We start from the raw sequence: 25,096 nt of genomic DNA on the forward strand, positions 1-25,096 counted from the left end.
AGTTTAACAAATATCGCGCTTATTTAATTCAATTGAGAGGAGCGTTAATTATTTATGAACAATTTTGTCAACAAAACAATTTTGCCTCCTGTGATGAAATTTGTGAATACTAAAGCGATCACGGCCTTAAAAGACGGTATGATCGTCAGTTTGCCATTCATCATGGTTGGGTCGGTCTTCCTGCTGCTGAGTTCATTTCCATATACACCAATTGCAAATTGGATGACATCCACAGGCCTATCGGCATATTTTACGCAGGCATATAATGCTTCGTTTGGTATCGTTTCTGTTTTTGCAGTTACCGGTATTGCTTATGTTTGGGTTAAAAATGAAGGATATGAACCACTTCCTGCTGGTTTGACTGCCTTCGTGAGTTTTATTCTTGTTATGCACCCGACCACTGCTGTTATGAATGGTACTAAAACCGTCATTTCAGCTAGTCAAGCACCAACGCTGCTTGGTGGTTTCATTGATCGAACATGGCTTGGCGGTCAGGGTATGATTGCCGCTATTATTGTTGGTATGATTACTGGTTGGATTTATTCTTGGTTTATCAAGCATAAGATTACAATCAAGCTGCCGGAGCAAGTTCCGCCAGCTGTATCTGCTTCATTTGTTGCTTTAATTCCGGCTTTTGTCATTGTTGTTGGCTGGCTGCTGGTTTATATTCTGTTTGATGCAGCAGCAAATGAAACCATGACACAGTGGATTTACCATGTGGTTCAGATTCCTCTGCAAGGCTTGACTGACAGCTTCGGTGGCGTGTTGGGTGTTGCACTTTTGATACCTTTCTTCTGGTTCTTTGGTGTTCACGGTGCCATTATTGTTAGTGGTATTATGTCACCAATTCTGCAAGCTAATGCACTTTCAAACGCTGCTATTTTTAAAGCTGATGGTGTTGTAACTGCTGCTAATGGCGGCCATATCTTCATTCAGCCTCTGCTTGATCAATTCGGTACGGTTACCGGTTCTGGTATGACTCTTGGACTAGTAATCTTCATGTCATTCTTTGCACGTTCTGCTCAAATGAAGAGTATCGGAAAACTATCCCTAGTACCGGGAGCCTTTAATATCAATGAACCGACACTGTTTGGATTGCCAATCGTGCTTAATCCTTTGCTGGCATTGCCGTTTATTTTGATGCCAGCTCTGTCGATGTGTGCCACATATGTCTTAATTCAGATTCATGTGCTGCCTTATTTGACCGGTGTTATGGTTCCCTGGACAACGCCGCCGATCATCTCAGGATTCTTGGTTGGCGGTTGGCAGATGGCAATTTGGCAAGCAATTGTTATAGCTGCTTCATTCTTTGTCTACTTCCCATTTGCACGTCGTTACGATAAGATTCTTTATCAGCAAGAGCAGGCAAAAGAACAAGAAATCTTAAGCAAATAAATATGTTTAGAATATGAAACCTGAAAAAGCTAGCCCAACAGGTTAGCTTTTTTATTACTTCAGATTCCTTGGGGATGTTATTGTTTTTCTAGATTAGCTGTCTTGCTGTCAAGCTAGTTGTTTTTAAGCCCGGTGCTATAATGTTTTTAGTTTTAGGCTAGGAGATCTACCATGCTGCTTGCAATCATTGAAGATGATGAACGCACACGTGAAAACAATGCTGAATTATTTGCCAAGGCAGGTACTGTCAATCTTCCCGTTGTAGTACGTAGCTTTAGTTCGGCTGAATCCTATCTTTTCGCGGCCATTACGCCAGATTTACTAGTCTTAGATATTCGTTTAACCGGAGCAGATGGCATGACGCTGGCTAAGAAAATCCGGCAGGTCGATGCCACGGTACCGCTTGTTTTTCTCAGTAATTATGAGGAATATGTCTTTGAAGGTTACGATGTGAATGCATTGGCTTATATTATGAAGCCGCTTACTTCGGGTAAGGTGGCACATATTCTTCATAAAGTTACTAAGTTGAAGCCGCCTGCAGGCATTGTTGTGAAAACGGATGATGGAACCCGCCGGATTAATTTATTCGATTTACTGGTCGTTGAAGTTTTGAACCATGAGCTGTTGTTTCACACACAACAAGGTGTTATACGAAGCTCTGGGCAATTAAAGGATTTTTCGAATCTCACGAAACAAGGTTTTGTTCAAGTTTATCGGTCAGTACTTGTGAATCTCAGTTTTATCCGGCGTCTGTCTCCAAGCCTTGTCGATATGGCAGACGGTACGCAATATCCTTTGTCGCGGAAGCAAGCCGCTAAGGTCAAACAAGCCTTTTTTACACATTATCGAAAGCTGGCTGATAATGACTAGTATTTTAGTGGCAGCCATTGCTGTCGGCACAAGCAGCTGGCTTGTTAGTCAGTCTTTTTCTCTTTTCCGGCGTGCAACTGCAGCTATTATAGTTTCCGTCATGACCGCATTAGCTGTCTGGTTTGGACTTTACTGGCTACCGGCTTGCTTACTACTTATTCTTAGTTTATGGGATTGGCATCGGCGTAAAGCGGCATTATCCCAGTTGATCATTTGCGGGGACATCATCGTAGCTGTGATCCTGAGCTTTTGGTTGATAGCTTTGCCTTATGTTTGGCTGCTGCTGGCAACGGGCGAAATTCATTTGTGGCAAAGCCAACGGCATTGGCCATTGCGTTTATTAGGGACAGCATGGATGTTGGCACTGGCTGTTTTAGCGTCTTTTTTGTCGAGCTGGCCGCAAGTTGTTTTGACTTTAGCGATTGCTTTGCTGCTTTTATTTATGACCGAACTTATTTCTTTTTTCTTTACGCAGCAGGATGCTGTTTTTGCCATTGGATTAGACCAGATGATGGCTCAGTATAGTCAGGAAGTGCAGGATTTGTATGCCAATATGCGCGGCTGGCGGCATGATTATCATGATCACTTGCAGGCTTTAAAAGCGTATCTGGATGATCAGCATGTCGCCGAAGCACGCAATTACCTGGATTCCCTCGAAGAACGCTTGGATACAGTAGATACACTGATCCATTCTGGCAACGTTTTGCTGGATGCAATCATGAATGCAAAACTCACTTTAGCCGAACATGCACATATCCCAACCAATGCTAAGGTGTTTGTCGGCACAAGGCCTTTGATTAAGGATTTAGACTTGGTTGTGATTGTGGGAAATTTAATGGATAATGCCCTGGAAGCAATTGAAGAGCAGCCGGATGGCGAGATGCGGCGCCTGCGTGTTTATATCGCCATTTTGAAACAGCAGCTTTATATATCTGTGACGAATTCGCGCCCGCGCGATCAGACTATTGATTTTCATTATGCCTCGACCAAAAATGACAAACGCGGCCTTGGCATTCGCCGTATCAACAAACTGGTTTCTAAATATGGCGGTATGATCAATCGTCAATACGAAGACGAAGTTTTCGTGACGGAAATTGCCATACCACTTGCGCAGAGTAAATAACCATTTACGCAAAAAATGGCCTCAATGGTCATTTTTTTTGTAGGGTAAGTGAAGTAAAGAAAAGAAGGCGATTATCATGGCTGAAAAACATCTGACATATTCTTTGTGGAACAACTTACACTGGTGGTGGGGAATTATGTGCCAAGAACGTCCTTGGATTAAATGGACACTTGTCGGTTATATCTGCCTTACCGCTATCGTATCGGTAATTAGTGTAATTATCCCGGCTTGGCTGGTCTCTTTGCTGGCGTCGCGCGCGCACTTTGCAAACTATGCCACAGTTGCTTTGGCGATGGCTGCCGCTTTGGCTGGTACTGTCGTGGCTCAGAACTTGTGTCTTTCATATGGACGCGATCTTAGCGGTGCAGTCCGATCTCGCGTCCTGCTGCAGATGCATAGTCGTGTCTTGTCAGTGCCTTATCAGCAATTAATCGAACCAAGTACCGAGAAACTTTACCATGAAGCATCGACCAATGGTACTTCTTGGACAATGGCTGGCGCTCAGGCAATTTTTTTCGGGCTTGAAGGTGCTCTGGCAGATAGTATCACGCTCTTGATTTTTGTGCTGACTTTAAGTGCTTTTACCCCTTGGCTATTTGTTTTGGTGTTGCTGGCGGCAGTAGCCAGTTATTTTGCTTTGCAATGGTTCCGTGATTGGTACGACAAACATAAAAATATTTGGGCGGCTGACGAGAAACAGCAGGATTATCTCGAACGTACGGGTTATGCCAGTGAAAACGGCAAGGATGTCCGCCTTTATCATGTTCAAAGCTGGTACCACGCGCATCTGGACAAATTGATTCACGATCGTATGCAGTGGCAGCGCCGCAGTAGTAGGCGCGAGATGGTTAGCCGCATGATCGGGGAAGTGGCCGGATTGGTTAGAGACGCCGCAGCATATAGCTACTTAATTGCGGCCGTATTGGCCAAAACCCTCACCTTGGGCCAGTTCACGCTGTTGTTTTCTGTGACTAATCAGTTTGTGACACTAACCAATCAGCTGCTGGAAGATATGCATATACTACAAAAGGCTAGTATTGATTTGCAGGATGTCAGGCGTTTTTTGGACACTTCTAAGGAGAAAAATCTGCCTCCATTATCAGCAGCTATGGCAAAACAGCTAGCGAAAAGACCTGTCACGATTATTTTTGACCACGTTAATTTTACTTATCCAGAGGCAGTAAAAGAAACATTGCAGGATGTTAGTTTTACGATGCATGCTGGTGAAAAATTGGCTTTGGCCGGTGTCAATGGCGCTGGCAAAAGCACGATCGTCAAATTAATGATCGGACTTTTTACGCCTGGCAGCGGCCGTATCACCATTAATGGCCTTAATGCGGCTATGATACCGCTGCAGGATCGCTATGATCTGTTTGCTCCGGTCTTTCAGGAAACAACACTGATAGCTGCTTCGGTCGCCAACAACATCGCGCTAACAAGCACGCCTGATTCTGCACGTGTTCAAACAGCTTTAGCAACGGCTGGTCTAACGGAAAAAATCGCCAGTCTGCCCAATGGGGTTGAGACCCCAATGACGCGAAATATTGAAGATAAGGGTGTTGAATTTTCAGGCGGACAAGCACAGAAACTCATGCTGGCACGAGCAGTTTACAAGAATGCACCGGTATTGGTGCTTGATGAGCCGACTGCTGCCTTGGATGCGCTGGCTGAAAATGAGGTGTATGAAAGTTTTGCTGGATTAGTACAGGGGAAATCAGCTATTTTTATCTCACATCGTTTGGCATCGACACGTTTTTGCGACCGGATTATTTTTTTGGCAGACGGCAAGATTGCAGCACAAGGCACACACGAAGAGCTGATGGCCCAAGGTGGCAGTTACGCGGAAATGTATCGAGTACAAAGCAAATATTATCAAAAGAATCTGAAATCGGGTGATGGCCATGACTAATCAGAAGAAAAATTTTGGACAAAAACTTTGGAATATTATTCGCGTTGTTCATACACTTGATGCTAAAGCAGTCTGGTTGGAATTGGCTTATGCCTTTGCAATGCTCGCCAGTCCATACCTGAATATCGCTTTTTTGGGACTATTGTTGATCGGCTTGCAGCGTGGGTTTTCAAATGATCATATGCTGCTGTTATTGGCAATCTTCCTGGGGGCGCGTTTGTTTGTAACGCTTATTACCAGCTGGCTGGAAAAATTAGCGGCCGATCATGAGACTTATGTTGGTCAAAGATTGAGATCTAAAACAACAGAAAAACTGCTTAGTATCAGTTATTCGGATTTTGAATCGCCGCAGATGCGTGAAGCATACACAGGAACCAAGCGCGGCATAAATATGAGTGGTGGTCTGACGTCATTATTGCAGAACGGTTTTAGGGATACTTTTTCCTTAATCATTTCGGCTATTTTCGCCATCGGAATCTTTATCACCTTGGCGCAGGGCCATGTGAGAATGAATGCAACAGCTGCTGGTTTTTTCAATGGTTTCTATTATCCGCTGACCCTTGTGCTGCTGCTGGCTGCACCAATCGGATTAGGCTTCTGGGCGACTCAACGCGGCAACATCCAGCAGCGTAAAATGATTGCCGGCATTATTCGAGAAAATCGTGTATTTGGTTATTTTATTAATTTTGTTGATACTTTTAAACACGGTGAATTAACACGGCTTTATCATGCAGATAAGTTGATCGAATCCCAAGAAGAGGCCTCAAATAGCAAGAGCTGGGAAGACTATTGGCGGGGAGCAATCGGTTCGCTCCTTTATGCCCTGCCGCCTACTATTCTGATTAATCTTTTAGTTGGTGCCTTGTTTGCCTTGATTGGACTGCAGGCCTTTGGCGGTGGTATTGCGATCGGCACAGTTTTGATTGCTGTCGGCTATTTTCAACAATTTATGAATGCCTTTAATGAATTTACAGGCAGTGTTGGCTGGTATCTGAATATGATTGATTATCTGCAATACTTTAGTGATTTCTTTTCTCTACCTGACGCGGCAGAATCGGGCAGTTTACCGGTCGAAAAACGAACCGATAATGATTTTGCTATCAGCTTTCATGATGTGTCTTTCAAATATCCCGGTAGCGATACATGGGCACTGAGACATGTGAATCTGGATCTTCATGTTGGAGAACGCCTGGCAATTGTCGGACCCAATGGATCTGGTAAAACGACATTAATTATGCTCTTGACGCGTTTGTATGCGCCGACCGAGGGAAAGATTACGCTGAATGATATTGATATAGCCAAGTATGAAGCTAAAGAATATGAGAGCCTGATGGGTGTTGTTTTCCAAGATTTTCGTCTATTCGCCTATAGTATTTCCGAAAATGTGGCGACAGGCTCTATGCCTGACAAGACACGCGTCTGGCAAGCACTTGATATTGCGGATATCAAAAAACGAGTCGTCGAACTACCCAAGACGATCGATACCCCATTAACAACAGCTTTATCTCCTGATGGTGTTGCAGTTTCGGGCGGAGAAGCACAAAAAATCGCAATTGCCCGAGCTTGGTATAAGAATGCACCTGTTGTCATACTAGATGAGCCGACTGCAGCTTTGGATCCTATTTCTGAATATGAGATTTATCAGCGTTTTGATGACCTGATCGCCGATAAGACAGCAATTTATATTTCGCATCGCATGAGTTCGACGCGTTTTTCCCAACGAATTATTGTCTTTAATCAAGGACAGATTGTCCAAGATGGGACGCACGATTCTTTGATGGCACAGCCGGGCTTGTATCGAGATCTCTTCAATGCACAAGCAAAATACTATACCGATGATCGAGTTGCGTCCGAACGCGCCAATGGCGACAAAAAGACGAATGCTGTGACTGGTTGACTAGCGGAGTATCTTGGGAAACATTTCCTATATTTTGTGAGATGATGTCAGCTAGATGTCGAGGTATTCAATATGGGTTTATCGGTCAATTTAATTAACGACCTTTCAGATGGGATTAAAGGCCCTAAAAACTTAATCACAGATGTTGCCGGTGTCAAAGTGGGTCAAATAAATCACGATGAAGGCAATTTTCATAGTGGTGTGACAGCGATTTTTCCTCATTCGGGTAATCTGTTTAGAGAAAAAGTGCCGGCTGCATCTTATGTCATTAATGGTTTTGGAAAAAGCGTTGGTTTAATTCAGATTGATGAACTGGGAACGATTGAAACGCCGATTATTTTAACAAATACTTTTGCAGTGGGCACGGCAATCAATGCTTTGACGAAATATATGCTGAAGGAAAATCCAGAAATTGGTCAGACAACTAGTACAGTCAATCCAATTGTTGCCGAATGTAATGATGGGGTTGTGTCAGACATTCGCAGCATGCAGATCACCGAGTCGGATGTTTTTTCGGCATTGGATGCTGCCAAAGATACTTTCTCAGAAGGAGCTGTTGGTGGCGGCCGCGGCATGATTTGTTATGGTTTGAAAGGCGGCATCGGCTCATCTTCCCGCGTTATTGAAATTGATGACCGACATTACACAGTTGGTGCCTTGGTGATGACTAATTATGGTTTTCTTTCAGATTTTACTGTTGCTGGTATGCCGATCGGTAAAGCTTTGTCGGAAATTTTAGTTACCGGTAAGCAAAAAGAGGAAAAAGGATCAATTATTACTGTCTTGGCTACTGATGCACCTTTGGACTCACGACAGTTGAAGCGTTTAGCCAAGCGGGCCGCAGTTGGTATTGGCCGGACTGGCGGCTATGAGGGAAACGGCAGTGGCGAAATTGTTTTTGCCTTTTCGACAACGAATTTGGTCCAGCATTTTGCCAAGCATGATTTTGACACGGTTTTCCGATTTAATGACAATCATATTGATACCTTTTTTAGAGCAGCCGCTGCCAGCGTTGACGAAGCTGTTTTGAGTTCCTTGCTGCATGCCAAAACAACCATGGATCGCAAGGGTTATTTATGTCTCAACCTAGTGGATGCCGCTAAACAATTAATTGAAACGCAGCCCAAATATACTGGTATGGTTCATGATCTTTTCCACCAGCTCGGTATCAAATGAATCAAAAAAGGAGCCGCAGCTCCTTTGCTAAATTATGTTGGTCTCTTTAATTTAAGAAATACAACGATAGCATTATACAGATTTTTATTTTGTAAAAAATTGACCGAATCGAGTACTGCTTGATCCTTGGAGGCCAAAGGATGCTGTGGGACCTGTTTCAATTCCTTGATTTCAACATTCTTTGGATGAGATTGTTGTGTCTGACTGATCATAGTTCCTCCTTTAAAAGGTAGGTTCGCTAGATGTTTACAACTCTATTCTATCAAGGAAAATTAAAGGCCACATTAAAACCGACCTTCTGTGACAGTGGTAAAATATTGGCAAATCATCCGCTCAGAATGATCGATTAACTGGTGTTAGTGGAATAAGCCGGTAGTGAATTGAAAAAGAGTTTTAAAAATGAAGTCATCAGATAAAAAACAAAGTCTTAAGGAAGAATTGCAAAAAATTCAGTTCAATAAGTTGGATGAAAAGCAAATCATAAATACTGCTATTGCTCGACTTGAAGGCGGTCAGCGGGACCGTATGGTACTTGCATATTTGGCACAGCAGTTAAGGAAACTAGCTTTAGAAAGAAACTTATCCAAAGAAGGCCTTGATTTGCTAACGAGGATCACACGTCCAAACTTTGATGAGGATATTGCATTTTCATCAATCACTTGGTTTTGATTCTCAATCAGGGAGCTATTTTTCTTCTGAGTTTTAATCGCTTTTAACGCCGTCGCTGATAGACAAAGACAGTCAGGGGCATAAAGATCAAAATAATGATTCCTCCGCTAATAAAGACCGCAGTGGCATTGCCGCTCCATTGACCGGTTCTCAGAATGGTTCTAATTGCCGAGATGGTCAAACTCACCGGGTTAATCTTCACTAGCGTCTGAATAAATTTTGGCAATGTTTTTGTGGGAATAAAGGCGTTAGATAAAAATGTCATCACTAGGATAATCACCATAGATACGCTGCCAATGAGCTCCGCATTCTTGGCAATCAAGCCTACCAAGGCAAAGATCCAAGAGGTGGACCAGCCGATAAAAATAGCTAATAATAGCACTGCGATTAGTGCTGGCAAGCCGACTGTTGGCCGCCAGCCCATGAAAAAGGCCGTGATCAAGGCCATGGCTCCTGAAATCAGCAGGCGAAAGATGTCACCCACTAATTGACCTGCTAGCGGCACAATTGGTGAAATCGGCAGAGTCTTGAAACGATCAAAGACACCTGCATTAATATCTTCACGCAATTGCTGACCGGAACCTGAGGCTGCGTTTAAAATACTTTGCACCAGAATGCCAGACACCAGCATGGGCAAGTAGGCGTGAACACTTCCCGCAATGACGCCGCCGAACAGATAACCGAACAATAATGTGAAGATCACGGGTTGCATAATTACGTCACTAAAATTATCGGGATTATGCAGCGTCTTCAGTAGATTGCGGTGCGTCATAGTTAAGATGTTGCTGAAAACAAGATTTTTGTTTGTAGTTGATTGCATCATTTATTCTCCCTAATTTTTTCCCACCGTCATTTTTAGAAAAACATCATCCAGCGATGCTGTTTCAACAGCAAAATTGTTCATGGCAATCCCTGCAGTCTGGAGCTGATTTAAAATTTGTGAAACTACCGACATTCCGGAGTCGTCAAGCAATGCGGTCAGGGTTCGTTCATCAACGTGCACAGATGCTGCTAAAACGTCTTGAATAATTGTTTGGGCTTTTGTGACTTGTTTTAAATCAGCCACCTCTAGTCGAAGCTGCAGACCGCCGACTTGTTGTTTGAGCTGGCTTGGTGTCCCGATTGCGATCATACGACCGTGGTCAATCAGGGCAATGCGATCAGCTAAGTGATCGGCTTCTTCTAGATATTGAGTTGTTAATAACACGGTTGAACCTTGGGCAACCAGTTTTTGGATGGCTTGCCACATCTGTGTTCTTGTTCTTGGATCCAATCCAGTGGTTGGCTCATCTAAAAACAAAATCGCGGGTTTTCCAATCAAGCTAACAGCTAAGTCCAATCGGCGGCGCATACCCCCAGAAAATGTTGCTAATGTTTGATCAGCTGAATGCAGTAAGTCGAAATCTGTTAATAATTCGGTGGCACGGTTACGAGCGGCGGCACCTGTTAAACCGTTTAGCTTACCGAAAATCATTAAATTCTCGCGTGCACTCAAATCTTCATCAATCGCCGCAGTTTGGCCAGTCACACTGAATTGTTGACGTGCAAAACGGCTCTGTGCCAGCGTGTCAAAACCGTTCAATAAAATTTTTCCTGCGTCTTGGCGCAATAAAGTCGTGATCATCTTTAAAATAGTGGTTTTTCCAGCGCCGTTTGGGCCTAATAAACCGAAAATCTCACCTTTTTTAATGGCAAAAGAAACACCTTGGATTGCTATTTTGTCGCCAAAATGTTTTTCAATATTCCTGACTTGAACGATGTTATCGTGATTCATAATTTGTTCTCCTATTATTCGATCAGGGCCCCCAGATCAAATATATAGTAAGGGTATCTGACTAAATTGTCAAGCGGCCGTTTTCAGGGCTAGGAATGTTGTATATTTAAAAGAGTAATGGATGGCGTAGCGAATCATGGCAAATAAAATCAAGGCAGAACTGGCCGCCGGAAAATTGGCGGAGTATGAACAGCTCAGTAAAATCTATGATGATGTCATCAAACAGGCGCGGCCACGCTTAACAGTTCAAGGCCAAGGCAAGATTTTACTGGCGTTGGCTGATGAAGACCATTTATCACAACGGGAACTGGCTACACGCCTGGGAATTTCGCCTCAGTCTACGAGCGAATTTGTCAATAAACTTGTTAAGTATCATTTAGTCACTTTGACAAAATCACCTAATGATCGGCGCATCAACTTAGTGAATTTAACTAGTGAAGGTCGAAAACAAATCGAGTCCGCTGCCCAAGAAGTACCTCCATTCATTAAGACACTCTCCGACACTGAACTCGATCAATTGTCATCGTTGTTATCTAAGATCACGACGGCCATGTATGCAGATATAGATGCCGCTAACTCTACTTTAGGAGTTAAACTTCATAAGCTATTTGCCAGCCGATATTTAAAACAGTTTAAGCCTTAACTGTAGTCAACCCTAGCGATTAAGCTAAAAAGCAATAGATATCGTTTATCGACATTTTTCCTCAATCAATTAATGGTAATTTTGACGATTTTTCGGGACAAGTGGTGAAACCAATAATGAAACTGGTCAAAGTAATTTCCCTATTTGTAGGGTTTTATACACCCTTAGACCATATTTGTATGGACATTACGGGATTCGAACTCTCAATGCTGTAACACTTGTACGATAAGGTTTTAGCGATTTAGTTATTTTCTTGATTACTTATTTGGGTACTTTGATTAACAAAATTAGCAAAAATACTAGCCGTTTCTGTTTTCTGTTTCTTTGTGACCTCAGCATAGATCTGCAGAGTGGTATGCGCATCGTGATGAACAAGCTGGTATTGGAGCTGCTTAATATCCATCCCCGCTTGAACAGCTAAAGTGGCATAGGTATGCCGAAGACCGTGAATCGTTATAGGGGATAAATTAGCTTGTTTAGCTATGGATCGGCACCATTGCCTAGGTTTTGCCCAACTGACAAACCAGTTGACTGAGCTATTAAATACGAACTCACAAGGGGATGAACCATATCCCAGTTTCTCGTATAGCTCATGTTGTTGCAGCTTCCATTTAAAATAGATACCGTATCCTCATCTAGAGTCAAGACACGATTGCTGGCTTTGGTCTTGGGCTCATCAGAAACGATATCGCCATCAGTGACAGTTACAACGGTCTTACTAATAGACAACGTTTTTTGGCTCAAGTTGATATCAGACCAGTTCAAAGCTAATGCCTCACCTTTTCTCATACGGGTAAAAGCTAATAGTCTGAAAAAAGCGTATCGTCCGAGGTAGTCTTGATGATATAACTGGTAAGCACTATTTAGAAACTCAATAAGTTGTTCTTTATCGGAGTTGACTAACAATAAAAAGCGTTGATCGGCCAGCAGTAACCAGGTATCACCAAGATCGAAAGCCGTTTGCATTTATAAGAAAGAACAAATTTTTTTCTGAGACATGTTTATAGAACAAACAAAAAAAGCCTAGCTGATAGACCTTTTTGTCTCTAGATTTGTAATGTTAAGGTATAGGCTCATGAAACAATAATGAGAGAGGAGTTGATTAACAAGATATATTCATTAGATGAATGGATAAAAATGTTCTCATTGTTATATTCGCCAAAACTTCAATCATGTTTTATTTCATTAAGGCGGTCCGAAAAATTTTGGGCATTTTGAGTAACTGCTTCATAGTTTCCTTCTTCTGCAGGTTTGGTTAAAGAGCCCCCAGTTCCAACAGCAACGACTCCCGCCTCGAACCACTCTGCCATATTGTCAATATTCACTCCACCCGTCGGCATTAAATTAGCTTGAGGAAGGGGACCTTTTTTGACAGCTGTTACCATTTTAGGAGTCGCTATGTCACCAGGAAAAAGCTTAATAATATCGACACCGCCAGCTAAGGCTCTTTGAATTTCCGATAATGATTGGGCACCCGCCAAATAAGGGACTGCATAGAGATTACAAATTTCCAGCACTTGTTTATCAAAAGAAGGTGAAACAATAAACTGGGCACCTGCTAGAATTGCAATTCGCGCCGAAATTGAGTCAAGAACTGTTCCAGCACCAATAATAACCGACGCATCATTAACATATTTTTCTGAGACTTTGTCAATTAATTTATCGGCGTGAGGAACAGTAAAAGTCAGCTCAATTGCTTTTATACCCCCCTTAACAACTGCATCAGCGGTTTTTTGAGCTTGTTCTACTGAATTTCCTCTGACAACAGCAACGATGCCATTGTCCATTAATTTTCTAAGTGTTTCAATCTTTTGCATCATACCTCTCGGGCCTTTCTAATAATTCACTCCATATTGCTATGAGTATTTTTAGCCGAGTCGTTACTGATATGGTCACGACGGCTCAATTTTAAAGTCAGAATATCTAAAGTAATGTGCGTTGTCTGATCGAATAGCGTACTTAATAACTGGATCGACTTCACACCATCGCCAGTCTTGGTGGCGCCCGGCACGATCAGAACTTGATCGGAATTCTTAGCCAAGGGCGAAGCAGCATTACTGGTCACGCCGATCACAGTCACACCGTCTTGATGCGCTTTTTCAGTCAGCTCGACAATGCTGCTGGTTGTGCCTGAACCTGAAACACTGACTAAGACGTCACCAGGTGCAATTGATGGTGTGATCGTCTCGCCAATCACAAAGACCGTGTAGCCGATGTGCATCAAACGCATAGCAAAGCCTTTAGCCATCAGGCCTGAACGTCCGGCACCGAGCACGAAAATCCGTTTGCTGGGCACAATCAGTTTTTCAGCCGCATCTAATTGCTGCTCATCCACATCTTCCATGACTGTTTTAATTTCATCTAATACTTGATCAACTAAGGTCATTTAATTACCTCCATAAATTCTTTTGCTGATGCTAATGGATCGTCAGAACCGGCAATAGCACCGCCGACAATCACGATTTCGGTTAAGCCTTGAGCTGCTAGGGTTTTAGCCGATGTTAAGTTAATGCCGCCCGCGACAGCCACGCGTTTGATAGACGGGAACTGCTCATGAAAAGCTGCTACCGAGTCCGTCGGAGCAAAGTTCTGACTCGAGTCATGAGAATGGTGCAGGCCGAAAATTGCCTGATGAAAATCAGTAATCTGGGCAATTTGCTGCTCGCTCATGGCCATCAAATCGATAAACATGTCTTTTTGCCGATCTTGAGCAACCTGATAGGTCTTAGCCAAAGTCGCATGATCCATCGCACCCATGACTGTCAAAATATCGGCCTTTGCGTCAAAACCGGCCTTAAATTCGTAATCGCCTTCATCATTGGTCTTAATGTCAAAAAGTAGTTGTGCGTGATGCAGCTGGGACTTCAAATCTTTTAAAGCTACAAAACCAAAATCCTTAATCGCTGATGTGCCGATTTCGATGATATCAACGACGGGGTCAAGGATTTTAGCCAAGGTAATCGTCTCGGCTAATGATTTTCTATCAATGGCTGCTTGTAATTTCATCTGTCTCTTCTACTCCTTGTGTCGCGTAAAAATCAGCTAATTCTTTTTTCGTTGGATAGCCATCATTGTCGCCAGGCGTCTGAACCTGCAGGCATCCAACGGCATTGCCACGCATAACAGCTGATTTTTGCGATTTGCCTTCTAGCAAAGCAGTGATATAGCCTAGAGCAAAACCATCACCTGCTCCTACGGTGTCGACAACTTGCGCCGCTTTAAAACCGTTGATAAAGTATCCTTCTTTTCCTTTGTTTTTAACGTAAGCCCCTTGAGGACCCACTTTAACAATGACGGTTTGGGTTTTCTCTGCTTGGAGGTAAAAATCCGCGATTGTCTCCGGGTCTCGAGTACCAATCAAAACTTCTCCTTCATTATCACCAGGTAAAACAACATCGGCAAAAGTAGCTAACTCATTAATTGTTTTAACCATTGTCTCCTCGTCTGGCCAAAGAGAGGGACGCAAATTCGGATCAAAAGTTGTGAAAATATGCTGTTCATTTAGCCGTTTGAACAAGCGGCGAAAGGAATTTTGCGCCGTTTTTGAAATAGCTGGAAAAATACCTGACATATGCGCGATTTTAACATCAGATAAATCAACTTGGTCAATAATATCGGGAGATAAGTGAGTTGCAGCCGAATTACGACGGAAATTATAGGTTGCAGGGTCTCCTTTGGTAACTTTTTGTTTTAGTTGGATGCCTGTCCAGTACTGATCATCAAAACTGATATAGTCAGAACCGACATTATTTGTGTCAATCTGATTTTTCACAAACTCTCCTAATGGTTCTTTCCCAACTCTTGAAATATATTCAGTTGAATGGCCCAGACGAGAAACGCCGATCGCAACATTTAATTCCGCACCACCAACGATTTTTTTAAAATTTTCTGCATGAGCTAGGTCAACATCTGCATCGATAGAAGCAAAAGTAGTTAATGGCTCACCAATTGTAATAAATTCACTCATTTTTATTTATCTCCCAAGAAATTGATAGACTAGAAATTCGTTAATAATAGACACAATCCACATGACCGGAATACCGTATTTCAACAGCTCTTTTGATTGGACTTTCATGTAGCCCAAACCCCAGACGTTCCAAGACTGTGTGATATCAGTCGAGACAGCAAACAAAGTCGCCGTATAAAGTAGCGGAAGCAAAAAGCTGTCTGGGAATAAATGCATACCTGACAAGACGGCTGCTGTTGCCGCGCCAGCGCCCCACACTTGTAGTGGTCCTCTAAACAAAGACAGGGGAGCAATAATCCCGATTAAAATACAAATAGCAAGAGTACTATGCGGCAGAATTACCTTGAAAATAGGTTGGAATCTTTCAGCATTCAAACTAGCAGCACCGGAAAACATCGTCAAAATCAGCAGAAACATAATCAGGCCCGCAATATTACCAATACCTTTTTGAATCGTGTCATTGATAAAAGACATCATCTTTTTATAGCCGCGCATTTTTCCTGTCAAAAGCATGGCTAAAATCGAAGCGACCACCAAAGAAGGAATCGCATCCCATTTAAAGATGATATTCATTGCTACTGGAACAACAGGAATAATCCAAGCAATAAGTGGTATTTTGGGTATTTCTACTTGTTGATCTGTCGCACCCACTTCCTGCAAATTTGCCGACGCCTTGTTTGGATCAAATTTATGTGCATGAATAGTCAAAAAGATAATCACCGCTAACAGCTGGACCAAGGTAGCACAAATGCCAAAAATTAAATACTTTCCGCCATAGATGGCCTTAGGGAAGAAGGCTTTCATCTGGTTAAAAAGCACAACATTAATATACATTGGTGCACCGATTGCCAATGCAAAAGCTGTTAATGCAATTGGACGTGGAACACCTACAGACAACAAGACAGGTAATAAGATAACACCAATCGCAATCACGGAACCAACGCCATAAGCACTAGAAAAAATCAAAGCCGTCACCAGAACAACTAGAATAGCTGTTATAAGCGGTCTCTTTTTGCCAAAACGACCAGTTGCGTGAGATATGGCTGGTGCTATACCAGATTCAACGAGTACCTGCCCGAACCAGGAACCGAAAATAATGTAGACAATTGTCGAACCATAATTAGCTACCGGTGTTGCAAAAACATTCACTATCGCTTTCTGATAGGATATTCCACCAATCACAGTCCATAAAAGCGCCATGATGAAAAATCCCAGCATTAAGTTGCCACCTTTAAAAATATAGATAATAAAGCCGACAAAAGTGACCAATAATAAAGCAACAATTAACGTATTCATGACCGCTGTGCGCCTCGTAAAATCGCCAATTCTTTTGCAATCCGCTGATTATTAGGCATTGGGAACTCCAAAGCCTGATCAGCATCTTTAGGCAGCAGCGCCATAATGGCTTGCCAATCAAACTGGCCATCATTTAAATCTTCGGTCGTAATTAATTGGCCATTTGCTTCTTTGACATTTTTAAAGTGAATGTAATCAGTGAAAGCAGCTAATTTTTTCGCGTTTTGAACAGCATCCCCTTTTGTATAAGCCCAGTTTCCCAAATCATAGACATAGCCAATTGACAAACCGGTATCTTTAGCCGCAATCAAAAAAGGCAGAAATTTGTCGATGTGTCCGGAAACAGCTGTTTGATCGTTTTCAACATCGACTTTTAATGCAGCCGGAATATTCGCAAAAGCTGCTTTTAAATCTCCGGAAAAAGCCGCAAAATTACCCGTATTGAATTTGGCACGCTTGGCGCCTAGGCCGAGACTTTCAGCGTAATAAGCCGGCAATTTAGGATTGACAGAACCATCTGTCTCGAATAATTCATCAGGAATACTCAAACTAATCTGCAAGCCTAATTCCCGAGCCTTTTCTCTGATGGCTGGTGCTTCCCGGTCAAAATCCTTAAAATACTCATAACGCACTTCGACACCATCAGCGCCCAGTGCTTTCACATCATCCAACAAGTCTAGCTGGCTCTGCCCGGCTTGAATCCGCTTCACAAAAATCAACGTATTTAAAAATGTTGTCATTTTCTCTCCTTAGTATTTATTCAATTGAGCTATTCTCGTCAATAATTCATCAAAACTCAAATCGGAGAATTTTTTATCTTCTTTGCTTACAAAATTCTGTGATTCATTCTTATCAAAATCTTGAACCAGATAATATGCTGTTAAGTAAGCCAGCAGTTGTTCTTTAGCTTTATCAACAAATTCGCTGACTGGAACATTTCCTTCAGCAACTGTTTTGCTAAAACTCAACGCAAACTTATCTGGATCAATAAAAGTTCTTTCCGCCATTTTTTCACCCCATAAAGAAAATAGAACTACTAAGAGAGTTTGATTTAATCGGTTGAAGATCTAAATAATATTTTAGGGAAACCGCTTACCTATTTTCTTCAATAAACATACTACCACTTTATAATAAAAAAGCGCTTACCCTAAACTAAGCGAGAACAAATGGCGTCGTTATTTCAATGAATTTGCACTTCTAACGTTTTCGAAAGTGTTTTAACCACAACGCTTGCACTTCTACCTATATGTTGGTTTCATGTGCTAAACAGACTTTTGGACACAAAAGTACCCACCATAGCGGTGGTGGGTACTATAAAAGTTTAAATTTATATGGGATGTAAGGGCTTGCACCACCCCTACGACATTCATTATAAAACAAAACGCGCCACAGAGGTGGTTTGTATTAAAAAAGTAAAGTAATCTTGGGGTTCCTGCAATCGTCAAGATTACTATCTTAAAAAGATCGTTAGTTACCAAGGCATCTCTGGAATGACAATTTTTTATTTAGATTTAGATATAAACACTATGAATAAAAGTATGACCTAGATAAATTTAAAAAACGCCCGGATCCCTCCGAGCACTGATAGACTCATTTTAGAATTGTGGATACTAATGTATCCGGTTAGGATTATAACGCAATTATGATTCCACGATGTTCTCTGCTGCAGCTTTTACATAATACCAGTTTCGTAGTTCCATGGTTGATGCTGATGTTGAGCTAAGCTTGTTCGAAAACCTTTGTGGATAACTTATCAAAATTTTATTGAAGTCAGGCTGTTTGCAGTAGAACTGATGATTTTAAATCCAACGTGTCGAGAAAATAGGTTCTCGACGACATAATTGCTGGTTGCGGAAGTGTTAACAGGCTTTCTAATCTATAAAGCTCAAAGCCACAGAATTTCACAAGTCATTGTCATGTGCATACATCGTAATGATTGATTAATGATAATTGTATGGTCAGTAAATTGTCCTTATATCAAAATTAAAATTTCTCCAAGGCTTGTTGAACTCAGCTTAACCAACGAATTGATGATCTGATTCTTATTAGAAATATTGATGTCTGATCTTACCGTTGATGAGATTACAATTAGGGTTGATACTTTTCGTAAAGGATATAGTGAATTATGAATCAAACAAGGGAAGCACCTTATATTATTCGAAACGATCGTGTTCGGGATATAACCTCGATTTTAGTTTATTTTTTAATTTTAGTGGGGATTTGCGCCATTTTGGTTTTTGAAAAACCTAATCTTTTTTTCCTTACAATCATTTTATTTGTATCTGCTTTTATTTTGGGTATTATCTACATTCAATTTAAGAGACTGCTCCAGAATAACATTGTTTTCATTGTGAGCGAAAAAGGAATTACAGACCTGACGGATCGAACACATGTTATTAATCTAGCCTGGACAGAGGTAGCACAAATTCAAATGGATGCTAATAATTCAAGTCTGGAAATTGGCATTATTGGTTCGCAATCCATAAACGATCACCGAAAATTATTTGATAATGCGAAAGCCAATTTAATGAAAAACGGAAATCGTATTTTTTATAATATTCTTATTGATGGATTCCAATATAGGCGTAAGAATTTTTTTCGAATATGGAAAAAAATTACGCAATACGCTTCAGCAGCAAATCCTAATGTCCAAATTATAAATTATCATGATCCGCTGGACAAAAAAGAAAAAAAATAAAGTTAGGATTCATATTGAAAATGAAAGGGCTTACGCGTAAAATTGTAAGCGGTTGCATTAATAGTTGCAACAAAAAGGAGATTAGAATTATGCATCAAGCAACCTTAACACTCGTTCAGGCCTTGCTGATTGCCATTTGGGTGGCGCTGATAGAATCAAGAATTTTGGGTTATGCAACACTAACCCTTCGGTTCAGCCCACTGATGACAGGTTTTATTGTTGGAGTTGTCATGGGAGACGTCAAGGATGCGATGATCGTGACGGCGACCATTCAATTAATTTATATGGGTGCAGTCGCACCTGGTGGAACGTTGCCATCAGAACCAGCTATTGCTGCAGCGGTAGCGGTTCCTGTGGCACTTTTAGCCCATCTGAGTCCTACTGCATCTGTTGCGGTAGCGGTTCCTGCTGGCTTATTAGGAAGCTATCTTTATCAGTTTAGATTCTTTCTCAATACCTTCTTTACTAAAGCTATGGATAAATACGCGCGTGAAGCAAACGATAAGGGTCTAACGATGTCGATCATGATTATCCCTACAATTATTTCGTTTGCTTTATTTGTTCCCCTAATTACATTGGTTCTCTACTTTGGAGCTGGCAAGTTAGCCTCCTCAATGAATGCTATTTCTAACGGCCCGGTTGTCACCGTCTTGAATGTCGTTGGTGGCGGGCTGGCTGCACTAGGAATAGCAGTTATCATGCATGTTATTGGTAAAAAGAGTCTACTTGTTTACTTCTTTCTGGCCTATTTTGTTAACGTAACATTTACCACACTGACGACGGTTTTGGCAGCTGGAAAGAGCCCTGTTACCTGGAGCATCAACACGGTGACATATGCAGTTTTCGGGATTATTTTAGCAGTTATGTACTCTTACAATAACCTGAGGAAGGAAACAAAAAACTAATATGGCTGAAGATCAAAGAAAAATTGAAGATTTCATGGATGAAGATGGAATGGTTCATTCCGATGTTTCCGTGATGCTAAAACCAGAAAATAAACCAGAACCAATTACTAATAAAGACCTTTTCAAATCATGGTTCAGATGGTGGTGGGCAAATGAGGTGCCTCATACTTTTGATCGAATGCTTGCACCCGCTTTCCTTTTCGGAATGATGCCCTCATTGAAGAAAATTTATAAAGACAAGATTATGCGGGGAGAAGCATATCAAAGACATTTGATGTTTTTCAACACGCAAAACAACTGGGGAGGCGGAACCCTCACAGGCATGTCGATTTCTATGGAAGAGGCTCGTGCCAAAGCTTTGGCGGCTGGACACCCGGAAGAGGCCCTAGATCCCACCGTAATAAACAACACTAAAGTCGGACTGATGGGTCCACTAGCTGGTATCGGAGATGCCATTGATTCAGGTACAATTCAATATATTTTCATTGCGATTTTTCTACCTTATGCTAAAGCCGGTTCTGGTTGGGGGGCAATCCTACCATTTTTGTTCTTTGGTGTTTCGACGTTTATTTACGGTTATTTGTTCACTAAGATGGGTTACACACTTGGTCGTAACGCTGCCAAAGAGTTAATGACAGGGGAACGTGCTAAGACTATTATCAATGCCTTGGGGGTCCTAGGCCTCTGGATGATGGGAATTATGGCTGGTTCTTATGTCAAACTCTCAACAACTCTTCAATTCACGTTAAACCAAAAAACTTTTGTGATTCAAGATATTCTTAACCAGATCCTTCCCGGTCTCTTACCGCTGGTAGCTGTGATGGGGTTGTACTTCTATTTTGAGAAGAAGGGTCTTAAGATTACCAGAGGATTGTTATATTTGACCGGTGTTTTAATTTTATTTGGTTTAATTGAAGTGATTTTATAATTGAAATCGAAATTAATTTTCAAATATTTTTTGTGGGAAGGAGATTTTTTAATGTCAATAAACAGAGGAATTTTAGTGATTACACACGGTCATTTCGGAGTTGAAATCGTCAAGAGTGCTGAAATGATAATGGGTCCACAATCCAATGTGACAGCTTTAGCATTAAATCCAGGAGAGTCTGTTGAAGGCTTAAGACAGTTAGGTACTGATTCTATTAAAAAATTTACTGATCAAGGTAAGGAAACCATCGTCCTGACTGATTTATACGGCGGTAGTCCATCAAATACAGGACTCTATTTGCTGTCGAAGGGTGCCAAGGTGGTTATGACGGGACTCAACCTCCCAATGCTAATTGAGTTACTCCAAAATTATGAATCTATTGAAGATTGGGATGAATTAGTGGACGATATTTCCAAGGCAGCAGTTGATGGCGTAAGAAATATGAATATAAATTTTATTAAAAAATAATTTTATAGAACAAATTTCGGATTATTTTTTTGGAACTAAGAAATTAAGGAGAACTAATGGGCAAAATAAATCTCTTAAGAGTTGATGACCGATTGATCCACGGTCAGGTTATGACGAAATGGTCCAAGGGTCTGGGCACTAATGCTGTATATGTTATTGATAATGTAACTGCAGCCGATGATTTTATGAAAGATATATATATTAATACAAATTCCTCCTCTGGTTTGAGAATTAAGGTTTATTCGACCAAAGAAGTGGTTGATGCTTGGCAAAAGGACTCATTTGGTAATGATAATGCTATTTTAATTTTTAAAAACATTGCTGCTGCTGTTGAAGTCATTGAGCGTGGTATTCCCGCTGAAAAGTTGAACGTCGGCGGCATTGCTAAACGACCAGATGCCAAATTTGTGATTGACACGGTCGGGGTCACTAAAGATGATGTTTTAAGTTTGAAGAAATTAAGTGATGATAAACAGGTTGATGTTTTCTTTCAAACGGTACCGGATTCTAAAAAAGTTGAGTTAAAAGAGGCTTTATCAGAATTTGGCGTTTAAGTGTTCTTTGGGTCGATGAAGTATGAAAGGTAGACGCTACGGTTTTCTTGCTATTTTGTTACTAAGGAAGGAACGTGGCTTTTTTGTTGACATTCATATCGTTACAAATTGTAACATGTGATTCAGCCAACTGACAGTGAGGAGGAAAAATGGTAGAAAAGTATAGTATCGCAATTGTCAATTCGAATAGCTTTGGAAAAGTGTATACCGAGCATCTTGATCGATTGAGTAAGATTGGTTCGGTTCGGCGTTTCATGTTTGATCAAAACATCTCAGGTAAAGATTTGGCTCAAAATTTACAGGGTTTTAATATTATTATTGCTAGTGTTACACCAAATTTCACGGCGGAATTTTTCGAACATAAGGACGAGCTTTTGCTCCTTTCACGACACGGAATTGGTTTCAACAATGTAGATATTTCAGCGGCAAAAAAACATCACACATTAGTTACCTTGGTGCCACAAGATATTGAACGTGATGCTGTGGCAGAAAATGCTTTAACAAACTTGCTTGCCGTTACCCGCCAAGTAATTCCGTCTTATAATGCTAATAAACTTGGTCATTGGGAACAACGTGCCAATTTTCAAGGAGTCAACTTAACTGGAAAAACTTTTGGAGTGATTGGCTGTGGAAATATCGGTAGTAGAATGGCTGAGATATTTGCTAATGGGTTTAATGGACGTGTCTTGGTTTATGACCCGGATCCTGAAACCCATGCGCCTAAAAACTGGTTTAAGAATCATCATCCTGAACGCGTTGATCTTGAAACACTTTTGCACAACTCGGATTTTATTACTCTCAATGCTTCTTTAAATGAGACATCTATTGGTATTCTTGGCGAGAAAGCTCTGGCTAAAGTGAAAAGAGGAGTGTTTATTACTAACGCTGCTCGTGGAGCCTTGGTTAACGAGGAAGCCCTGTTGAGAGCGATTGAAGATGGTCGAGTTCGGGGATATGGAACCGATACAACTACTGAAGAGCCGACTAAAGCGTCACATCCTTTTTTTAGAAATGATCATATCGTTGTTACACCCCATACCTCAGCCTATACTGATGACTGCTTGTATGGGATGGGTGAAAAGTGTGTTAGCGATGTTGAGAATTTCGTCCATCAAAAGCCACTTACTAGAGAAGTTACAGCTATCCAAAATTAGAAAAATATTTTCAAAATTTAGATAGCACCGATTATAGAGGGCACTATGACACTGAAAAATATTTTTTTTGATTTTGATGGTACTTTAGCTAACTCAGAATTGGGGATAAGGAAATCTGTAGATTTTGCTTTGCAAGAAGTAGGACTTTCCAAGTTGCAAACAAGAGACCAATATAAAGCGTTTATTGGGCCACCCTTTCTTTCTGGCTTAGATAAATTTTATCCGAGCATTCCTACAGATATTAGAATAAGCGCCGATTTACTGTATCATGATTTTTATTTTAATCATGAGATATATGAGTTAGAATTTTATCCGAAAATTTTGGAAGAAATTCAAAAACTGAGAATTCACCATTATGATCTTTATATTGCATCAGCCAAAGCAAACAACGCTTTGAATAAAATACTAGAACATTTTAATTTAGCAGAGTATTTTATTGCAATTTTTGGAAATGATTACCCAAAACGCCGATTAGCTACTAAAGCAGATATTATTCGTGAGGCCATTTCAGAAATGCATTTGAATGCACATGAATGTCTGATGGTTGGAGATAGGCTCAGTGATATTGAAGGTGGAAAGAAAAATTCTGTTTTCACGATGGCTGTCACATATGGCTTTGGTAGCATAGATGAACTAAAGAACTCTCAAGCAGATGTTTGTGTGAGAAATCCTAATAATATTTATGAGGAGATTACCAGTTTTAACTGTCTTCTAAGAGGCAATTAGTAGTTTTTTTCATCGCTCTTGTGTATACTTATTTAGGGGATACTGTCTCCACGAAGATACGCTTTGGAAACAACTACAACCACTAGTTTCACGACTAGTGGTTTTTAGTATAAAAAAATTGTAAGTATCAGCTCGAAGATTGCCAATCGGAATAATCTTACAATTTCCATACAACCGGAGTTAGTGTAAGTAAACACTCACTATAACTATATTACTGGGTTTTTGAAAAATACCAAGAGGCTATGACGCGAAGGCTGGGGTGCAATGATTTTGTTATTACTAGGGTAAGTTTAGACCGATTAACGCAAAGTCTCATTTAAAACGAATCAGATTTCTACTAGCACTAAAATTCCTATCGCTGTAGTTATCAATGATATGAAAAAGCAATTTTTTGAAACCCAGCCACTGTCCGTACCTAACTGACAATGTCTGGCAATTTCGCTCATTGAACTAGGCTCAAGAGTCTGAAATTGTTAGCGGGATCGCATATTCTATTTAGTTGTCTGCTGATTGAGGTGCTAAAGATTGATTATAAGATGAACCCACATATGACAAATAACGTTGTGAAAAAGAAAAATAGAGTCTATACATAAACGATAGGCGAACAATATGAAAACTTTCAAAACGAAAATTAGGAATTATTTTTTGCCTTGTTATTATTTTTTTACATACATATATGTTCTAAAAAGTTTAAAAAATATCACATAAAAAAATAAGGGTGCACGAACAAAAATTACAAGCCATTTGAAGTATTATAAATGGCTCACCGGTTAAACTATTGTGTAGGCGTTTGGGTATAGCTACTTTGCTACCATCACAATTTTTTTGAAAAATTTAGTTGATAGAATATAATTTACAAACTTTGCATTAACTATTTCAATTTATATTTATCATCAAAAAAACAGAATAATACTTCTTACTTTTTTACTTACTCTAAAAATGGT

General features: G+C 40.8%; 27 protein-coding genes. 15 read left to right on the forward strand and 12 right to left on the reverse strand.

The features are described from left to right. The first annotated feature begins 54 nt into the window (after positions 1-54). The 6 genes from ABF487_RS06340 (at position 55) to ABF487_RS06365 (ending at position 8,370) form a co-directional block, all read left to right on the forward strand. Complete coding sequence (locus tag ABF487_RS06340) at positions 55-1,395, forward strand: PTS sugar transporter subunit IIC (protein ID WP_415625530.1); 1,341 nt, start codon at positions 55-57, stop codon at positions 1,393-1,395. Positions 1,396-1,566: 171 nt separating this feature from the next. After that, a complete protein-coding gene (locus ABF487_RS06345) occupies positions 1,567-2,265 on the forward strand; it encodes a LytR/AlgR family response regulator transcription factor (protein WP_415634832.1) in 699 nt (232 codons plus the stop codon). Between the two features lie 253 nt (positions 2,266-2,518). Next, a complete protein-coding gene (locus ABF487_RS06350) occupies positions 2,519-3,388 on the forward strand; it encodes a sensor histidine kinase (protein WP_415634891.1) in 870 nt (289 codons plus the stop codon). 76 nt (positions 3,389-3,464) lie between these two features. After that, complete coding sequence (locus ABF487_RS06355; protein ID WP_415634833.1) at positions 3,465-5,297, forward strand: ABC transporter ATP-binding protein; 1,833 nt, start codon at positions 3,465-3,467, stop codon at positions 5,295-5,297. Next, a complete protein-coding gene (locus ABF487_RS06360; RefSeq protein ID WP_415634834.1) occupies positions 5,290-7,194 on the forward strand; it encodes an ABC transporter ATP-binding protein in 1,905 nt (634 codons plus the stop codon). The genes ABF487_RS06355 and ABF487_RS06360 overlap by 8 nt, the downstream gene beginning before the upstream one ends. A 72-nt stretch (positions 7,195-7,266) precedes the next feature. Next, entirely contained in the window at positions 7,267-8,370 is a 1,104-nt protein-coding gene (locus tag ABF487_RS06365) for a P1 family peptidase (protein WP_415634835.1), read from the forward strand. Positions 8,371-8,402: 32 nt separating this feature from the next. Here the strand turns inward: ABF487_RS06365 and ABF487_RS06370 are convergent, their stop codons facing one another. After that, on the reverse strand, positions 8,403-8,582 hold the full coding sequence (locus ABF487_RS06370; protein ID WP_415634836.1) for a hypothetical protein: 180 nt from the start codon (positions 8,580-8,582) through the stop codon (positions 8,403-8,405). 187 nt (positions 8,583-8,769) lie between these two features. On the opposite strand from ABF487_RS06370, the gene ABF487_RS06375 reads away from it, so the two are divergent. After that, positions 8,770-9,039, forward strand: a complete 270-nt coding sequence (locus ABF487_RS06375) for a hypothetical protein (protein ID WP_415634837.1) — start codon at positions 8,770-8,772, stop codon at positions 9,037-9,039. Positions 9,040-9,082: 43 nt separating this feature from the next. Here the strand turns inward: ABF487_RS06375 and ABF487_RS06380 are convergent, their stop codons facing one another. After that, the gene (locus tag ABF487_RS06380) at positions 9,083-9,859 is read right to left on the reverse strand and encodes an ABC transporter permease (protein ID WP_415634892.1); all 777 of its coding nucleotides are present in this window, start codon (positions 9,857-9,859) and stop codon (positions 9,083-9,085) included. A gap of 12 nt (positions 9,860-9,871) precedes the next feature. Then, positions 9,872-10,813, reverse strand: coding sequence for an ATP-binding cassette domain-containing protein (locus ABF487_RS06385; protein WP_415634838.1), 942 nt, complete (start codon positions 10,811-10,813; stop codon positions 9,872-9,874). Positions 10,814-10,949: 136 nt separating this feature from the next. Between ABF487_RS06385 and ABF487_RS06390 the strand changes: the two genes are divergently transcribed. After that, the gene (locus ABF487_RS06390) at positions 10,950-11,456 is read left to right on the forward strand and encodes a MarR family winged helix-turn-helix transcriptional regulator (RefSeq protein WP_415634839.1); all 507 of its coding nucleotides are present in this window, start codon (positions 10,950-10,952) and stop codon (positions 11,454-11,456) included. A 241-nt stretch (positions 11,457-11,697) separates the two neighbouring features. Here ABF487_RS06390 and ABF487_RS06395 read toward each other — a convergent pair whose 3' ends face one another. The 9 genes from ABF487_RS06395 to ABF487_RS06435 form a co-directional block, all read right to left on the reverse strand. Continuing rightward, positions 11,698-12,033 carry a tyrosine-type recombinase/integrase gene (locus tag ABF487_RS06395; protein WP_415634893.1) on the reverse strand — a complete coding sequence of 112 codons (336 nt, stop codon included), beginning with the start codon at positions 12,031-12,033 and terminating at the stop codon, positions 11,698-11,700. Then, positions 11,937-12,422: a site-specific integrase gene (locus tag ABF487_RS06400; protein WP_415634840.1), complete on the reverse strand. Its 486-nt coding sequence runs from the start codon at positions 12,420-12,422 to the stop codon at positions 11,937-11,939. The genes ABF487_RS06395 and ABF487_RS06400 overlap by 97 nt, the downstream gene beginning before the upstream one ends. A gap of 200 nt (positions 12,423-12,622) precedes the next feature. Then, the gene (locus ABF487_RS06405) at positions 12,623-13,273 is read right to left on the reverse strand and encodes a bifunctional 2-keto-4-hydroxyglutarate aldolase/2-keto-3-deoxy-6-phosphogluconate aldolase (RefSeq protein ID WP_263779100.1); all 651 of its coding nucleotides are present in this window, start codon (positions 13,271-13,273) and stop codon (positions 12,623-12,625) included. A gap of 26 nt (positions 13,274-13,299) precedes the next feature. Next, positions 13,300-13,842 (reverse strand): 6-phospho-3-hexuloisomerase, encoded by a 543-nt coding sequence (gene hxlB / locus ABF487_RS06410; RefSeq protein WP_415634841.1) that lies wholly within the window; start codon positions 13,840-13,842, stop codon positions 13,300-13,302. Further along, entirely contained in the window at positions 13,839-14,462 is a 624-nt protein-coding gene (locus ABF487_RS06415; RefSeq protein ID WP_415634842.1) for an orotidine 5'-phosphate decarboxylase / HUMPS family protein, read from the reverse strand. Before ABF487_RS06415 ends, hxlB begins: the two co-directional genes overlap by 4 nt. Further along, positions 14,440-15,423 (reverse strand): sugar kinase, encoded by a 984-nt coding sequence (locus ABF487_RS06420; protein ID WP_263779103.1) that lies wholly within the window; start codon positions 15,421-15,423, stop codon positions 14,440-14,442. Before ABF487_RS06420 ends, ABF487_RS06415 begins: the two co-directional genes overlap by 23 nt. A gap of 6 nt (positions 15,424-15,429) precedes the next feature. Continuing rightward, a complete protein-coding gene (locus ABF487_RS06425) occupies positions 15,430-16,719 on the reverse strand; it encodes a gluconate:proton symporter (protein ID WP_415634843.1) in 1,290 nt (429 codons plus the stop codon). Beyond that, positions 16,716-17,459, reverse strand: a complete 744-nt coding sequence (locus ABF487_RS06430) for a sugar phosphate isomerase/epimerase family protein (RefSeq protein WP_415634844.1) — start codon at positions 17,457-17,459, stop codon at positions 16,716-16,718. The genes ABF487_RS06425 and ABF487_RS06430 overlap by 4 nt, the downstream gene beginning before the upstream one ends. Before the next feature lie 9 nt (positions 17,460-17,468). Next, complete coding sequence (locus tag ABF487_RS06435; protein WP_263779106.1) at positions 17,469-17,726, reverse strand: hypothetical protein; 258 nt, start codon at positions 17,724-17,726, stop codon at positions 17,469-17,471. 1,118 nt (positions 17,727-18,844) lie between these two features. Here ABF487_RS06435 and ABF487_RS06440 point away from each other — a divergent pair. The 7 genes from ABF487_RS06440 (at position 18,845) to ABF487_RS06470 (ending at position 24,152) form a co-directional block, all read left to right on the forward strand. Then, positions 18,845-19,417: a hypothetical protein gene (locus ABF487_RS06440; protein ID WP_415634845.1), complete on the forward strand. Its 573-nt coding sequence runs from the start codon at positions 18,845-18,847 to the stop codon at positions 19,415-19,417. A gap of 89 nt (positions 19,418-19,506) precedes the next feature. Beyond that, positions 19,507-20,322: a PTS mannose/fructose/sorbose/N-acetylgalactosamine transporter subunit IIC gene (locus ABF487_RS06445; protein ID WP_415634846.1), complete on the forward strand. Its 816-nt coding sequence runs from the start codon at positions 19,507-19,509 to the stop codon at positions 20,320-20,322. 49 nt (positions 20,323-20,371) lie between these two features. Next, positions 20,372-21,250, forward strand: a complete 879-nt coding sequence (locus tag ABF487_RS06450) for a PTS system mannose/fructose/sorbose family transporter subunit IID (protein WP_415634894.1) — start codon at positions 20,372-20,374, stop codon at positions 21,248-21,250. Between the two features lie 51 nt (positions 21,251-21,301). Continuing rightward, complete coding sequence (locus ABF487_RS06455; protein ID WP_415634847.1) at positions 21,302-21,718, forward strand: PTS sugar transporter subunit IIA; 417 nt, start codon at positions 21,302-21,304, stop codon at positions 21,716-21,718. Positions 21,719-21,774: 56 nt separating this feature from the next. After that, complete coding sequence (locus tag ABF487_RS06460; RefSeq protein ID WP_415634848.1) at positions 21,775-22,272, forward strand: PTS system mannose/fructose/N-acetylgalactosamine-transporter subunit IIB; 498 nt, start codon at positions 21,775-21,777, stop codon at positions 22,270-22,272. A gap of 149 nt (positions 22,273-22,421) precedes the next feature. Next, positions 22,422-23,426: a D-isomer specific 2-hydroxyacid dehydrogenase family protein gene (locus tag ABF487_RS06465; protein WP_415634849.1), complete on the forward strand. Its 1,005-nt coding sequence runs from the start codon at positions 22,422-22,424 to the stop codon at positions 23,424-23,426. Positions 23,427-23,471: 45 nt separating this feature from the next. Beyond that, positions 23,472-24,152 (forward strand): HAD hydrolase-like protein, encoded by a 681-nt coding sequence (locus ABF487_RS06470; RefSeq protein WP_415634850.1) that lies wholly within the window; start codon positions 23,472-23,474, stop codon positions 24,150-24,152. The last annotated feature ends 944 nt before the right edge of the window (positions 24,153-25,096 follow it).

Origin of the sequence: Oenococcus sp. (assembly GCF_047725585.1) — a bacterium.
Lineage (GTDB): Bacteria > Bacillota > Bacilli > Lactobacillales > Lactobacillaceae > Oenococcus > Oenococcus kitaharae_A.